The sequence below is a fragment of the Blattabacterium cuenoti genome (assembly GCF_014251335.1).
In the GTDB taxonomy this organism is placed as follows: domain Bacteria; phylum Bacteroidota; class Bacteroidia; order Flavobacteriales; family Blattabacteriaceae; genus Blattabacterium; species Blattabacterium cuenoti_G.
The window spans coordinates 338873-355458 of record NZ_CP059186.1; the positions used below are offsets into that span (position 1 = coordinate 338873).

Here is a 16586-nt window from a genome sequence, read left to right on the forward strand (position 1 = left end):
ATATTCAGTATTCATCCCAAGCTTTTATAAATAATTGATCTGTAGATAAATTACAAAATGCTTGTATAAAAGCTTTTGCTAAACGCGCATTAGTGAGTAAAGGAATATTAAAATCTACAGCATAACGTCTAATAGTATAATCATTATTTAACTCTGATTTACTTAGATTTTTTGGAATATTAATAATAAGATCCAATTTTTTATTTTTTATTAACTCAAGAACATTTGAATATTTCTTGACATTAGGCCAATAAACTTTTATTGAAGGAATTCCATTATGGGATAAAAAACTATTGGTACCTTCTGTCGCAAACAATATATATCCTTTTTTATGCAAAAGTTTTACAACTTCTAAAAGATCTAATTTAGATTCAATAGGACCTCCAGATATCAATATATTTTTTTTGGGAACAGTATAACCTACAGAAAGCATAGATTTTAAAAGTGCTTCATCAAAAGTATTTCCTAAACATCCTACTTCTCCTGTCGAAGCCATATCTACACCTAAAATAGGATCTGCATCTTGCAAACGGGTAAAAGAAAATTGAGAAGCTTTTACCCCCAAAAAATTTGTAATAAAAAAATTAGGTTCTATTTTATTTTTCTTCTTTCCAAGAATAACTTGAGTAGCTAATTCAATCATATTAAAACGAGATACTTTTGATACAAAAGGAAAACTTCTGGAAGCTCTCAAATTACATTCAATTACTTTTACTTCATTGTCTTTAGATAAAAATTGAATATTGAAAGGACCAGATATATTAAAATATTTGGATATTTTTTCAGATATGCGAATAATTTCTTTTAATGTAGATAAATATAGATTATGTGGAGGATATACTAATGTTGCATCTCCTGAATGTACTCCTGCAAATTCTACATGTTCTGATATAGCATAATACAAAATTTCTCCATTTTGAGAAACAGCATCTAATTCAATTTCCTTAGCATTTTTAATGAATTCTGTAATAACTAATGGATATTCAGAAGATATAGATTCTTTATCACGAAGATAATGCTGCAGTTCCTCTTGATTAGAAATAACATTCATATTTGCTCCTGAAAGAACATAAGAAGGTCTAACCAATATAGGAAAATCTACTTCTTTTATAAATTGATGAATCGCATTAAAATCTGATAATTCTTTCCATCTAGGTTGTCTAATCTTTAAATGATCCATAGCATTAGAAAACTTATATCTATTTTCTACTTTATCTATGGATACAGGAGAAGTTCCTAAAATTTTTACCTTTTTTTCATAAAGTTTTAAAACTAAATTATTAGGAATTTGTCCTCCCATGGATACAATTGTCCCTTTGGGGTTTTCTAGTTCAATAATATCTAATACACGTTCTAAAGTCAACTCTTCAAAATATAATCTATCACATACATCAAAATCAGTACTGACAGTTTCAGGATTATAATTTATCATTATGGATCTGTAAGATTCTTTATGAATCGTATTTAATGCATTGACACAACACCAATCGAATTCAACACTACTTCCAATCCTATAAACACCAGATCCTAATGTAATGACAGACTTTTTATCTTCCTCGTAAATAATATCATGTTGAATAGCATGATATGTTAAATACAAATAATTCGTATGGGCAGGATATTCAGAAGCTAAAGTATCAATTTGTCTTACATATGGAACTATATTTTTTACTTTTCTATATTCTCTTATTTCTTTCTCTAAATTAAAAATATTGTAATCTCCATTTTTTTTAAAAAAAAGACTAGCTATTTGTATATCAGAGAATCCTTCTTTTTTGGCTTTTCGTAACAATTCTTCCGGAAGATCTATCAAATTATCAAAACGATCTATCTTTTTTTTTGTTTGAAAAATATTATCAAGTTGGTATAAAAACCATGGATCTATCTTTGTCAAATGATGGATTTCTTTTATGGAAAGACCTTCTTCTAAAGCCTCTTCTAAAAAGAAAATTCTTTGGTCTGTCGGTTTTTTTAGATATTCTTTTAGTAATCGAACTGATTTTAATTTTTTTCTATGCATTACATTAATGAATCCTTGCATTCCTATATCTAACATACGAATTCCTTTTTGTAAGGCTTCTTCAAAAGAACCCCCAATAGCCATAACTTCTCCTACACTTTTCATACTACTTCCAATTCTATTAGAAACACCATAAAATTTTCCTAGATCCCATCTAGGAATTTTACATACTACATAATCCAATGCAGGTTCAAAAAAAGCAGAAGTATTTTTAGTTATAGAATTTTTTAATTCGTGCAATCCGTATCCTAAAGATAATTTAGCCGCAACAAAAGCTAAAGGATAACCTGTCGCTTTAGAAGCAAGAGCACTAGACCGAGAAAGACGTGCATTAACTTCAATAACACGATAATCTTCTGAACTAGGATTTAACGCAAACTGAACGTTACATTCTCCTACTATATGAAAATCTCTAGCTATATATATCGCTAACTTTCTTAAACTATAATATTCAGAATTTGTTAAGGTTTGCGACGGAGCTACAACAATGCTTTCTCCTGTGTGAATGCCTATAGGATCAAAGTTTTCCATATTGCATACAGAAATACAATTATCATATTGGTCTCTAACAATTTCATATTCAATTTCTTTCCATCCTTCTAAATATTCTTCTACAACAATTTGAGAAGAGTAAGAAAAAGCCTTATTTACTATCTTTTTTAAATCATTAACATTTTTAGCAAAACCACTTCCTAAACCTCCAAGGGTATAAGCTGATCTAATAATAATAGGAAATCCTATTTCTAAAGAATAGGAAATAGCATCATCCATAGAATGAACTACAAAACTTTTTGCCGTTTTTATGTTAATCTCAGTTAACCTATTTCTAAATAAGTTTCTATCTTCACTGTGAATAATAGATTCAATAGAAGTTCCTAAAACTTGAATTTTATATTTTTCTATAATTCCTTCTTTAAAAAGTTGAATTCCACAATTCAATGCAGTCTGTCCACCAAAAGACAATAAAATTCCTTGTGGTCTTTCCTTATCTATAATACGTTTAATAAAAAATAGAGTTAAAGGAAGAAAATAAACTTTATCAGCAATTCCTTTTGAAGTTTGAACTGTAGCAATATTTGGATTAATCAATATAGTATAAACCCCCTCCTCTTTAAGAGCTTTTAATGCTTGTGTTCCAGAATAATCAAATTCACCAGCTTCTCCTATTTTTAATGCACCTGATCCCAGGATGAGTACTTTATCTATTTTCATAATCTATTTTCATACTAATTTTGAAAGATTCTTTAATTGTTCATTTATTCATTTTGTAATTTTTGTGAATTGAATCTATAAAAAAATCGAATAAAAATTCGGTATCTTTAGGTCCGCTTGAAGCTTCTGGATGAAACTGTACAGAAAAAAAAGGTTTATATTTATGAATAATCCCTTCGCAAGTATCATCATTTAAATTTTTAAAAAATATTTTCCATTCTCTGGAAATATTTTTTACATCCAAAACATATCCATGATTTTGTGATGTGATAAAACTTTTTCCTGTTTCTAATGATAAAACTGGTTGATTATGACTTCTATGTGCATATTTCAATTTATAAGTATCTCCTCCTGCCGCTATACCTAAAAGTTGATTCCCCAAACATATGCCAAATATAGGTTGTTTTTTTTTCATAGATATACGAAGATAATGTATAGGTTTTTTATAAACTTTTGGATTTCCAGGTCCATTTGAAAGAATCAATCCATCATATTCTTCTTTCGTAAAATCATAATCCCATGGCACTCTGATAATAGAACAATTTCTTCGTAACAGACAACGTAATATATTATTCTTCAAACCAAAATCTACAAGTAATATTTTGTATTTTCCATTTCCATATATAATTTTTTCGTGTATAGATACTTTTTCAGAAAGATTATCCTGATTCGGATCATAAAAAGGAAGGTCTTCATTTTCCATTAAAATTTTTCCTAACATGGATCCTCCATTTTTTCTAAGTTTTTTCGCAATAAATCTAGTATCGACACCAGATAATCCAGGAATTTTATTTTCATACAACCAATTCGATAGGGATTGATTCATATTCCAATGATACGGACGATTAGAATAATAAGAAATAATAAGTCCGGATACTTGAATTCTATTAGATTCATAAAATTCAGAAATAGATTCTTCACTATAAGAAGAAGATGGAATTCCATAATTTCCTATTATAGGATAAGTATAAGTAAGTATTTGACCTTTGTAAGAAGGGTCTGTAATACTTTCTGTATACCCGGTCATAGCTGTATTAAAGACTACTTCTCCAGAAGAGGATACTGGTGCTCCAAAATGATAAGCTTCATACCGAGTTCCGTCTTCTAATACAAGTAGAGCTTTTTTTATTATTTTATGATTTTCCATGTTTTTATCTAAATAGATACGCTAAGGCATTCTTTAACTTTTTCAGGAATAATTTTATATGATTTTCATTAATATTTAATGGAGGAAGTAATCGTAAAACATATGGATTACTAGATGTCCCAACAAATACTTTCTCTTTATAAATTAAAGAATTTTTTAAATCTTGAATGGGAAAATCAAATTCTAATCCGATCATCAATCCTCTTCCCCTAATTTCTTTAATTTCAGGAATGAGACGCAATCCTTGTAACAATATTTTTCCCATTTTTTTTGCATTTTCAATTAAATTCTCTTTTTGAATAATTTCCAGAACAGCAATTCCAGCTGTACAAGCTAAATGATTTCCTCCGAAAGTTGTTCCTAACATTCCATAGTATGGTTGAAACTTAGGATGTATGAGTACTCCCCCTATAGGGAACCCGTTTCCCATACCTTTAGCCACAGTAATTAAATCTGGTTTTATAGAATACAATTGATGAGAAAAAAAAGATCCTGTTCTTCCATATCCACTTTGTACCTCATCTATAATCAATACTGTATTATATTTCTTGCAAAAACTTTCGATTTTATAAAAAAAATCTAATCCGGGATCTATAATTCCAGATACACCTTGTATTCCTTCAGTAATTACAGCACAAATATCTTGATTTTTTAATTTTTTTTCTAAAAAATCAAAATCTTGATAATTTATGAATATGGTTTCATGTTGAGCATTAAAAGGGGATATCAATTTGTAGTTGTCCGTTACCGACAGACTTCCACTTGTTCTTCCATGAAAAGAACCTTTAAAAGCAATAACTTTTTTTTTACCTGTATGAAAAGAAGCTATTTTCAATGCATTTTCATTAGATTCTGTACCTGAATTACATATAAATAATGAATAATCTTCATATCCTGAAATATTTCCAAGCAGATAAGCTAATTTGTTTTTTTGAGAAATATAAATACTGTTAGAATAATAGGATATTTCATGAATTTGTTCTGTCAAAGTTTTGATATAATATGGATGCGAATGGCCAATGGAAATCACTGCATGTCCTCCATAAAAATCTAAATACATATTTCCTTGTATATCAAAAATATAAGGACCTTTACTTTTACTTAATTCTATATTTAGAATAGGATAAACGTCAAATAATTTCATTTTTACTTTAAAAACGAACGGATTTTAATCTTAAACCACAAGTTTCATCTAAATCAAACATAAGATTCATATTTTGTATGGCTTGACCAGAAGCTCCTTTTATGAGATTATCTATAATGCTTATAACAATTAATTGATCTTTCTCTTTAATAAGATATAAAACACATTTATTAGTATTGATCACTTGTTTAATATCAATATTAACATCAGAAATTTTTACAAATGGATGATTTTTATAATATTCTTCATATATTTCTTGATTCTTTTCCAAAGAAAGTACAGAATAAGTATATAAAGTAGTTATAATTCCTCTAGAAAAATTTCCTCTGTAAGGTACAAAATAAATTTTAGAATAAAAATTGTTTTGTACTTGATGAATGGTTTGTTCAATTTCCTGCAAATGCTGATGTTGAAAAATTTTATAAGCAGAAATATTATTATTTCTCCAACTAAAATGATTAGTGTCACTCAGTTTTATTCCAGATCCTGTAGAACCTGTTATGGCACTAATATGAATATCTTTTTTTAATAATTTGTTTTTAGCTAATGGTAAAATAGCTAACAAAATAGCAGTGGCAAAACATCCAGGATTGGCTATATTATGAGATTTCTTGATTGTTTTTTTTTTCCATTCTGGTAACCCATAGATAAAATTTCTATTGTTAAAAACGGATTGAATCTTAATTCTGAAATCTTGACTTAAATCAATCACTTTTATATTTTCTGATATATTTTTCAATTCTTTTCTAGATTGTCCATGTCCAGAACAAAGAAATACAATATCTATTTCTTTGCTTAAATCACGGTCAAACTTTACATTTTTCATTTCTCCTAATAAATCTTGGTGTACCAAATGAATCAATTCTCCTGTATGACTTTTGCTAACTATATTTTTAATACTAGTTTTTGGATGATGAATCATCAATCTAATCAATTCTCCAGCAGTGTATCCAGCCCCTCCTATAATGCCTATTTCAATCATTTTTCTTTTTTATTTAAATTATGATACATTTTCATTTGATTACTCAAAATTTTTGTAAATCCCTTAACATCTTCAGCCGTCCAAGCATAATTCATTTCTCCATATTGAGCTATGTTATAGTTAGAAGATGTCATTAAATCGAATTGAGATTTTATTCCTACTAAATGAAATCTATAAGGATAAAGAATGATATATACAGTTCCGGTTAATCTTTCTTGTGTACTTTTTAAAAATTTTTCTATATCACGCATGACAGGATCTAAGTATTGAGCTTCATGAAGTAACATTCCATACCAATTGGATAATTGTTCTTTCCAATAAAGTTGCCATTTTGTAAGAATATGTTTTTCCAACAAATGGTGAGCCTTTATAATAATAATAGCCGCTGCAGCTTCGAATGCAACTCTTCCTTTAATCCCCAAAATAGTATCTCCTATATGGATTCCTCTTCCTATAGCAAATTCTGAAGCTATTCTTTCAATTTTTATTATATTTTTTATAGCTTTTCCTCTTTCTTGATTCACACTTACTAATTCTCCCTTTTCAAATTCTAATTCTAAATTCTCACTTTTTTTTCTACTTAATTTTGTTGGATAAGCTTCTTCCGGAAAATCGTGATAAGAAGTCAGAGTTTCTTTTCCTCCTATACTAGTTCCCCAAATTCCTTTATTAATAGAATATTTAGCTTGATCCCAACAAATAGAGATACCTTTCTCTTTCAAATATTGAATTTCTTCTTTTCTAGACACCTTCATATCTCTTATCGGAGATAAAGTTATTTTTTCTGGACAAATAATTTGAAAGGCTATATCAAATCTAATTTGATCGTTACCTGCTCCTGTACTGCCATGAGCAATTGCTTTTGCTTGAATATAAGTGGCATATTGTGCTATTTTAATAGCCTGAAAAATTCTTTCTGAACTTACTGAAAGTGGATAAGTATTATTTTTAAGAATGTTTCCGAATATAAGATATTTTATACAATTCTGATAGTACTCTTCTATGGCGTCAATAGTCTTGTGCGATTTAGATCCAATGCTTAAAGCTCTTTTTTCAATTTTATCTAATTCATCTTTTTTAAACCCTCCTGTATTAATAATAACTGTATGAACTTCATATTTTTCCTGTATTAAATATTTTAAACAATAAGAGGTATCTAAACCCCCACTATAAGCTAAAACAATTTTGTCTCCAGTAGATAAATAACTTTTATATTTTTTATTGTTTCTATAATTATTTGCATGCGGATTGTATAAAAGACCTGTGCATAAACACATTTTTCTTTGGTTTCTGGTTAAAATATCAAAATTTGCACAACTTTGACATCCTTTCCAAAACTTTTCTGAATGAGGCAATTCACTAAAAGCAACAGGTTTAAAACCTAATTCTGTATTTATTTTAATAACTGGATTACTTGTTGTGATACTAAAAATTTTAGAATTTGGAAATTTTTTTCTGGAAAGTTGAAAAATTTTAATTTTAATAATTTTAGCTAACCCTTGTTTTCTAAATTCAGGAAAAACAATCAAACCGGAATTAACGATAAATTCTTCGTTTTGAAAAGTTTCAAGATAGCTAAAGCCCGCTAATTTTTCATCACAAAAAGCAATTACCGCATTTCCATGAATCATTTTTGATTTAATATACTCTGGATCTTTTTTTGCAATTCCAGTCCCCCTTATTTTTGCTGATTCCTTAATTTTTTTGCAAATTAAGAAAGCATATTTCGTATCCTCTTCATGAGATACTCTAACTTTTATTTTCATCTTTCTTTGTAAGAACCCAATAAGATAAGAACTAAGGAAAAAAACAAATGCGTTGTACCGATTGGTTGTTGTAGTATGAATAATACTTCATATGTTTTACTTTTCTATTCTATGACCAAATACAAATTTAATAAAGTCTTTTTAATTATTTAATTAAATTAATTAATTGAAGAGTTTTAGTTTAAACAAAAATCTAACCCTTTTATTTCTTCCAATTTTTTTAACAAATTTGAATTGATATTAATTTCATATTTTATAGATTCAAAATTTAAAAAAATTTGATCTACTTTATCATAAAGAACTATATTCAATTTCTTATTTCCTATTTGTTGAGAAAAAAGTGTTTCTATATCATTAATAAATACATTATTTAAACTGTTTATATTGATTTTAATTATGAGTTTATGTGCCAATTTTTTTAAAATATTTTGTAAATTTTCCATATATAAAATGTTTGTTTTATATTTTTTATATTTTGATTTTTCAATAGAAAAACATAAATACAACGGATTATTTTGTATCAAAAAAGGTTCATATTTAAAATATTGTTGTCCGTAAATTTTGAATTCTTTAGAAGAAAGATAATCTTCTAATAAAAAAATACCATATTTAATTCCACTTCTTATATATGTTTTTTTTTCTATTTTGGATAAAATTCCACATACACACATTTTTTTTCCTATAAGGAGAGATTCTTTTTTATTAAATTGTTCTAAAGAGATATTCGTAAAATATTTCATTTCATAATGAAAATCATCTAAAGGATGTCCAGAGCTATAAACACCTAATACTTCTTTTTCTTTGGATAATTTATATATGTTACTCCATAAATCACATTTCATAATAATAGGTTTACCTACTTTATTTTTTGTTTTTTGTAATTTTGACCCAAATCTAATAATTTTTTCTAAAGTACTTAATTTATCATCATTTTCAATATGAAAATATTGTTCTCTATCAATATGAAAACTATCTAAAGATCCAGATAAAATTAAACTCTCTAAAGTTTTTTTATTCACTACACGTAAATCTATTCTTTTAACCAGATTAAAAATAGAGGTATAAGGGCCGTTTTTTTCTCTTTCTTGAAGAAGAATTTTTACAGCATTTTTTCCCACTCCTTTTATTCCCGCAAGACCAAATCTAATATGATTAGAATCAGTTACTCTAAAAAAAGAATCACTTTCATTTATATCTGGACTGATTACTGATATATTCATTTTTTTGCATTCTTCTATAAAAAAAGTAATCTGTTTAATATTATGCATATTATTACTTAATACAGAAGCCATATATTCACATGGAAAATGTGCTTTTAAATAAGCAGTTTTAAAAGCTATATAGGCATAACATGTTGCATGAGATTTATTAAAAGCATAACAAGAAAAATATTCCCAATCTTTCCATATTTTTTCTAAAATATTTTTAGGATAACCTTTTTTCATAGCTTGATGAAGAAATAAATTTCTCATTTTATTGAGTTTTTCTTTTTGTTTTTTTCCCATAGATATTCTTAGAATATCCGCTTCTCCTTTACTAAAATCAGCTATTTTTTGTGCGATTAACATGACTTGTTCTTGATATATTGTTATTCCATAAGTTTCTTTCAGAAATTCCTCCATTTCTGGTAAATCATAGGTTATAGCTTCTTTTCCATGCTTTCTATATATGAAATTAGGAATGTATTGTAAAGGACCTGGTCTATACAATGCGGTCATCGCAATTAAATCATCAAATTTATCAGGTTTTAACTTACGTAAATATTTTTGCATTCCTGTAGATTCATATTGAAAAACGGCTACAGTTTCTCCTCTTTGAAAAAGATGATAAGTCTTCTCATCTTTTAAAGAAAATGAATCCTCTGTAATTGTAATATCTGCTCGTCTTTTATTAATAATATTTATAGCGTCTTTAATAATAGTAAGAGTTTTTAACCCCAAAAAATCCATTTTCAATAATCCAACATGTTCTACCACATGATTATCAAATTGCGTAAGCAATAAATCTGATTCTTTTGACATAGATACTGGAATATATTCTTGAATATCATATGGACTGATTATGATCCCACAAGCGTGTACTCCTGTACTTCTTATCGTCCCCTCTAAGATTTCTGCTTGTTGCAAAACTTTACCTTCCAATGTATTTCTATTTTTCGCTATTTCCCTCAATTTTTGTATATTATTCATCTCTTCTTTATTGATTATTTTTATCATAGTATTTTTTTTAGATAAAATTGTTTTTAATGAAAACATATTAGGAACCATTTTTGCGATATGATCTGTCTCTTTTAGAGATAAATCCAATACACGTCCAGTATCTCTTATGGATGATTTAGCGCCCATAGTTGCATATGTTATAATTTGAGCTACTTGATGTTCACCATATTTTTGGACAACCCATTCGATAATTTTTTCACGTCCCCTGTCATCAAAATCAATATCAATATCTGGTAGAGAAATTCTATCCGGATTTAAAAATCTTTCGAAAAGAAGATGGTATTTCATTGGATCTATATTGGTTATTTCTATACAATAAGCGACTATAGATCCTGCTACTGATCCTCTTCCAGGCCCTACTGAAATATTCATTTTTCTAGCTTTAGAAATGAAATTATGAACAATGAGGAAATAACCAGGATAACCAATTTTTTCTATTGTTTTTAATTCAAAAAGAATTCTTTCTTGAATTTCTTTAGTAATGTTCTTATAACGTTTTTTGGCCCCATCAAAAGTTATTTTTTTTAGAAAACGATTTTCTCCTCTATTTCCTCCATCTATTTTATCTATAGGATCTTCAAAAGATTTTGGAATATTAAATTTTGGAAGTAATATTTTATGTGAAAGATGATAAGATTCAATTTTATTAACTAATTCCTCCAAAAAATCAAAAGATTCTGGAAGATCAAAAAACATTTTTTTCATTTCTTCTGTACTCTTGAAATAAAATTCATGATTGGGAAAACCAAATCTATAACCTCTTCCTTTTCCTATAGGGGTTAATTGTTTTTCTCCATTTTTTATACAAAGTAAAATATCATGAGCATTTGCTTCTTTTTTATCTAAATAAAAAGTATTATTTTGTATAATATATTTTACATGATATTTTTCTGAAAATTTTAGCAATATATTATTTACATGATCTTCCGCTTCTAAACCATGACGCAATAATTCTATGTAAAAATCATCTCCAAAAAGATCCTTCCACCATAAGAAAACTCTCTCTGCTTTTTTTTCACCATGATTTAGAATAGTATATGGAATTTCTGCATTTAAATCTCCAGTAAGAGCAATTAAATTTTCCTTATATTTTTCTATAATTTTTTTTCCAATTCTAGGAATTCCAGCATAAAACCCTTTTGTAAAACCTAATGAACAAAGTTTTGCTAAATTATGATAACCTTTTTTATTTTTAGATAAAAGAACTTGTTTATATCGCTTGTCCGGTATTTCTTTAGTAAATTTATTTTGTAAATAATTATCTGAAATAAAGACTTCACAACCTATGATTCCTTTGATCGATTTTTCTGGATAATATTTATTGTTTATGGAATGAATAGCATTTAAAAAATGAAAAGATCCCATCATATTTCCATAATCAGTGATCCCCACAGCTGGCATATTTAAATGTATAGCTCTTTCTACTAGAGATTGAATATCTATAGTTGAATAAAGAATAGAAAAATGGGTATGATTATGAATATGAGAATATTTTTTATTTTCCAATTTTTCCTTTAATGTATCATTTAATCCATCATCATTTTTGAAAAAAATTTTTTCTTTTCTTTCTAAGAAAGTATGATCATCCTTAAAAAAAACTACAGAAGAAGAAATTTTGGTAGTATATTTACTTTTAAATTTAAACAGAGTATCTTCCTTTATACCTATGTCTTGATGTGATATTATTCCGATACGTAATAATTCTAAAAAAGAACGTGCTGTAGCTTTTACATCATTTTCTGCATTATGCAAGTTTGGAACTTTTTCTCCAAAAAGTTTTTGATATAATTCAGATAATGTAGGCCATTTCAGTCTTTTTCCATTTACTGATAGTTTTAGTTTGCAATAAGAAGTAGAAATTTCTTTAGTATCTAATATTTTTTTTTCTTTAAAAGAAATTTCTTTTTTTTTTCTAAAAAATTCGCATTCAATAACTTTTATATCAAATTTTAAATTATGTCCAATTAAGCATTGAGATTTATCAAGAGATTTCTTAAATTCATCTAGAGCAAAACTCAAATCAATTCCATATTTTTCTGCTTTTTCATTAGTTATTCCATGAATTTTAAAAGCATTAAAAGGAATATCATAATGATCCGGTTTTATAATGAAACTTTTAAATTCTATTAAATCGCCTATAACATCATGACTTTGCCATGAAATTTGCACTATTCTTGGCCAATTCTCTACATGAGTAATTGGAAAATTATATGATACAGGTAATCCTGTTGTTTCGGTATCAACAATGAGGTACATTTTATTTCAATTAGTAGAAAAAGTTACTGAAAAATTATTAGTTTTGTATTACCTGTTTTTTATAATAAATAAACGAAAACACTAAAACTGCTATATTCTGGTTTCTCTGTCCATGTATGGATTTTTTATGGATAGAAAATAGTGAAAAAATAATAAAAATTATGTCTAATCAAACCGAAAAAATAAAAGGAAAATCATCCCATTCATATGAAATAAAAAATGAAAAATTAAACGATCAGGGAAATATAAAAAAAAGTTTCGATTGGACGAAATACGAAACTCATTTAAATAATGAGACCAAAGAAGAAAGAAAAAAATTTGAAGAAATATACACAAAAACTTTACCGGATGTTCAAGAATTAGAAATATATCAAGGAATTGTAACACATGTTTCGGATAAAACTATTATTGTAGATATTGGATTTAAAGCGGAAGGAGCTATTCCTATAAGTGAATTTAGAGAAAATTTAAATATTCAAATTGGGAGTAAAATAGAAGTGATGGTTGTAAAAATCGATTATAAAGGACAATGCATTCTTTCGTATCAAAAAGCAAAAATGCTAAGGAATTGGCAACGTATTAATGAAGCATATGATAAATCCGAGGTAATATTAGGATATGTAGCAGCTAGAACAAAAGGAGGATTAATTGTCGAAATATTTGATATAGAATGTTTTTTACCTGGATCACATATTAATGTAAAACCTGTTCGAGATTATGATACTTATGTGGGAAAAACTATGGAAGTAAAAGTTGTTAAGATCAATCAAAAAACAAAAAATGTTGTGGTTTCTCATAAAGTATTAATAGAAAGGGATATTGAAGAACAGAAAAAAGAAATGATATCAAAATTAGATAAAGGTCAAGTATTAGAAGGAAAAATAAAAAATATTCTTCCTTATGGGGCTTTTGTCGATTTAGGAGGTGTAGATGCTTTACTTCATATTACCGATATGAGTTGGCCACATATTAATCATCCTACAGAAATAGTTCAATTAGAACAGGAACTAAAATTTGTTGTATTAGGTGTAGATAAAGATAAAAATCGTGTACAATTGGGATTAAAACAATTGCAACCTCATCCTTGGAATTCTTTAGATAAAAATTTAAAGATCGGAAGTAAAGTAAAAGGAAAAGTAAGTGTATTAGCTGATTATGGAGCTTTCATTGAAATTATACCAGGGGTAGAAGCATTACTGCATATTAGTGAAATGTCTTGGTCTACAGATTTATCTTCTCCTCAAGATTTTGTACAAATTGGAGATGAGTTGGAAGCTGTTATATTAACTATAGATCGTCAAGAAAGAAAAATGTCTTTAAGTGTAAAACAATTAACTCCAGATCCTTGGATTCATATAGAAAAAAAATATTATATAGGATCAAAACATGCTGGTATTGTAAAAAAATTTACGAATTTTGGAGTTTTTCTAGAATTAGAAAAAGGAATTTCTGGAGTTATTTATACTAATGATCTTTCATGGATTAAAAAAATTAAACATCCTTCTGAATTTTGCAGTATAAATGATAAATTGGAAATCATTGTACTCACTTTAGATACTCAAACTAGAAGATTAAATTTAGGACATAAACAATTAACAGAAAATCCATGGGAAAAATATGAAAAGATTTATTACGTAGGAAGTATTCACAATGGAAGAATATCAAATTTATTTGATAAAGGTGCTTCTGTAAAATTTACAGAAGATCAAGAAATAGAAGCTTTTGCTCCATTACGTTTTTTAGAAAAAAAAGATGGAACCACTCTAAATAAAGGAGATAAAACTAATTTTAAGGTAATTGAATTTAATAAAGAAACTAAAAAAATTGTGATCTCTCATACGTCTATTTATCGTGATAAAGATCAGAAGAAAGAACAACGTGTGAGAAATAGAAAATTTGAGAGATCTACTCTCGGTGATATAGCAGGATTAGCTAAACTAAAAGAACAAATAGAAAAAGAAAAAAATAAATAGTTCTAAAATAATGGAAACACACCCTATTGCAGAAAAAGAAGGATGGAAAGTAGGAAAGGATTTTCCCGTTTGGGCTAATAATGAATTATATTTAACTACAATTAAAGGTGGATACTTGTTAGATGGGGAAACTCCTTTTGAGGCATACAAAAGATTATCAAAGAATGCAGCAAAAATTTTAAGAAAACCGAAAATAGAAGGAGAGTTTTTTAATATTTTTTGGAAAGGTTGGCTTATCCCTTCTACTCCAGTTATGGTAAATCTTGGAACAGAAAAAGGTTTACCTATTAGTTGTTTCTCTGGAAGAATTGGAGATAGTATGTACGAAATATATAGGAAAAATTTAGAAATGGCTATACTTAGTAAACATGGTGGAGGGACATCTTATGATTTTAGTTTAGTTAGACCTGTAGGAAGGTCCATAAAAAATGGAGCATTAGGTACTTCTGATGGTATAATTCCTTTTATTAAGTCATATGATAGTGCTATAGTAGCTAGTAAACAAGGGAGAACACGTAGAGGTGCTGTGGCTATTTATTTAAATATAGAACATAAAGAATATCCAGAATTCTTAAAAATCAGAGAACCTAAAGGTGATATTAATCGTCAGTGTCATAACCTTCATCAAGGTGTAATAATTTCTAATTCTTTTATGGAAAAAGTATTAAAAAAAAATGGCAAAGAACGAGCTTTATGGATTGACACTCTTAAAGAACGAGTTCAAACTGGAGAACCATATCTTTTTTTTCAAGAAAATGCTAATAAAAATTTACCAGAAAATTGGAAAAAACACGGATTAAAAATACATCATAGTAATCTTTGTTCAGAAATTATGTTACCAACAGATGAAAATCATACACTTGTATGTTGTCTTTCTTCTTTGAATTTGTATAAATACGTAGAATGGAAAAATACAAATACTGTTTTTTATGCTATTTTATTTCTTGATGCGGTTATGCAAGAATTTATTGATAAAGGAAAACATATACGGGGAATAGAAGACGCTGTTCGTTTTGCAGAAAAAAGTAGAGCTTTAGGTTTAGGAACTTTAGGATGGCACTCATATTTACAGTCTAATATGATTCCTTTTATATCTATACAATCTGAAATATTAACTCACAATATATTTAGAAATATAAAATTAGAATCGCAAAAAGCGACTAAGTATTTAGCTAAAGAATATGGAGAATCTGAATGGAATATAGGAACAGGAAAAAGAAATCTGACTTTAATGGCAATGGCTCCTAACAGGAGCTCCGCTAAATTAGCTGGTGGTCTTTCTCAGGGCATAGAACCTATAGCAGCAAATATATATGTAGACGATGATTCAAAAGGAATGCATATTCGTAAGAATCCTTATTTAGAAAAAATACTCATAAAAAATGGATATAATCTTCCAGAAGTTTGGGAACAAATAGCAAATGAAAAAGGATCTTGTCTTGGATTAACTGCTCTTAGTGAAAAACAGAAAAATGTTTTTAGATGTTTCAAAGAAATTAACCAATTAGAATTAATTAAGCAAGCTAGCATTCGACAAAAATATATAGATCAAGGACAAAGCATTAATCTTTCTTTTCATCAAAATACTCCAGCAAAATATATAAATAAAGTACATCTTGAAGCTTGGAAAATAGGTTTAAAAAGTCTTTATTATTATAGAAGTGAAAGCATTCTTCGTGCAGATACTAAAAATAGAGATTTGTATTCAGAAAGTTTGTTATAAAAAAAAGGGCAGCGACTTACTCTCCCAGAATTAACCAGTACCATCAGCGCTAATGTGTTTCACTTCTCTGTTCGGTATGGAAAGAGGTGGGGCCACATTGCTATAACCACCCATAAAAATATTATAAAAAAATAAGACATAACA

The 16586-nt window shown here is 27.7% G+C and carries 8 protein-coding genes and 1 rRNA gene; 2 read left to right on the plus strand and 7 right to left on the minus strand.

Annotated elements, in window-relative coordinates; translation table 11 throughout:
* Nucleotides 1-4: 4 nt before the first annotated feature.
* The 6 genes from carB to dnaE form a co-directional block, all read right to left on the minus strand.
* Complete coding sequence (gene carB, locus H0H73_RS01615) at nt 5-3232, minus strand: carbamoyl-phosphate synthase (glutamine-hydrolyzing) large subunit (protein WP_185851906.1); 3228 nt, start codon at nt 3230-3232, stop codon at nt 5-7.
* A 40-nt stretch (nt 3233-3272) separates the two neighbouring features.
* Nucleotides 3273-4379 (minus strand): glutamine-hydrolyzing carbamoyl-phosphate synthase small subunit, encoded by a 1107-nt coding sequence (gene carA / locus H0H73_RS01620; protein ID WP_185851907.1) that lies wholly within the window; start codon nt 4377-4379, stop codon nt 3273-3275.
* Between the two features lie 4 nt (nt 4380-4383).
* Nucleotides 4384-5523 carry an aspartate aminotransferase family protein gene (locus H0H73_RS01625; protein ID WP_185851908.1) on the minus strand — a complete coding sequence of 380 codons (1140 nt, stop codon included), beginning with the start codon at nt 5521-5523 and terminating at the stop codon, nt 4384-4386.
* Between the two features lie 7 nt (nt 5524-5530).
* On the minus strand, nt 5531-6505 hold the full coding sequence (gene argC, locus H0H73_RS01630) for an N-acetyl-gamma-glutamyl-phosphate reductase (protein ID WP_185851909.1): 975 nt from the start codon (nt 6503-6505) through the stop codon (nt 5531-5533).
* The gene (locus H0H73_RS01635; protein ID WP_185851910.1) at nt 6502-8271 is read right to left on the minus strand and encodes an argininosuccinate synthase domain-containing protein; all 1770 of its coding nucleotides are present in this window, start codon (nt 8269-8271) and stop codon (nt 6502-6504) included. The genes argC and H0H73_RS01635 overlap by 4 nt, the downstream gene beginning before the upstream one ends.
* 176 nt (nt 8272-8447) lie before the next feature.
* Nucleotides 8448-12746, minus strand: a complete 4299-nt coding sequence (gene dnaE, locus H0H73_RS01640) for a DNA polymerase III subunit alpha (RefSeq protein WP_185851911.1) — start codon at nt 12744-12746, stop codon at nt 8448-8450.
* Nucleotides 12747-12907: 161 nt separating this feature from the next.
* Between dnaE and rpsA the strand changes: the two genes are divergently transcribed.
* Complete coding sequence (rpsA, locus tag H0H73_RS01645; RefSeq protein ID WP_185851912.1) at nt 12908-14719, plus strand: 30S ribosomal protein S1; 1812 nt, start codon at nt 12908-12910, stop codon at nt 14717-14719.
* Nucleotides 14720-14729: 10 nt separating this feature from the next.
* Nucleotides 14730-16442 carry a ribonucleoside-diphosphate reductase subunit alpha gene (locus H0H73_RS01650; protein WP_185851913.1) on the plus strand — a complete coding sequence of 571 codons (1713 nt, stop codon included), beginning with the start codon at nt 14730-14732 and terminating at the stop codon, nt 16440-16442.
* Nucleotides 16443-16445: 3 nt separating this feature from the next.
* On the opposite strand, the gene rrf is transcribed toward H0H73_RS01650, so the two are convergent.
* Nucleotides 16446-16556, minus strand: a 5S ribosomal RNA gene (rrf, locus tag H0H73_RS01655).
* Nucleotides 16557-16586: the final 30 nt, after the last annotated feature.

What these genes read in the sequence shown, in the direction of transcription:
- carB (WP_185851906.1), bottom strand. Translation starts at nt 3,232, where the DNA reads ATGAAAATAGATAAAGTACTCATCCTGGGATCAGGTGCATTAAAAATA.
- carA (WP_185851907.1), bottom strand. Translation starts at nt 4,379, where the DNA reads ATGGAAAATCATAAAATAATAAAAAAAGCTCTACTTGTATTAGAAGAC.
- H0H73_RS01625 (WP_185851908.1), bottom strand. Translation starts at nt 5,523, where the DNA reads ATGAAATTATTTGACGTTTATCCTATTCTAAATATAGAATTAAGTAAA.
- argC (WP_185851909.1), bottom strand. Translation starts at nt 6,505, where the DNA reads ATGATTGAAATAGGCATTATAGGAGGGGCTGGATACACTGCTGGAGAA.
- H0H73_RS01635 (WP_185851910.1), bottom strand. Translation starts at nt 8,271, where the DNA reads ATGAAAATAAAAGTTAGAGTATCTCATGAAGAGGATACGAAATATGCT.
- dnaE (WP_185851911.1), bottom strand. Translation starts at nt 12,746, where the DNA reads ATGTACCTCATTGTTGATACCGAAACAACAGGATTACCTGTATCATAT.
- rpsA (WP_185851912.1), top strand. Translation starts at nt 12,908, where the DNA reads ATGTCTAATCAAACCGAAAAAATAAAAGGAAAATCATCCCATTCATAT.
- H0H73_RS01650 (WP_185851913.1), top strand. Translation starts at nt 14,730, where the DNA reads ATGGAAACACACCCTATTGCAGAAAAAGAAGGATGGAAAGTAGGAAAG.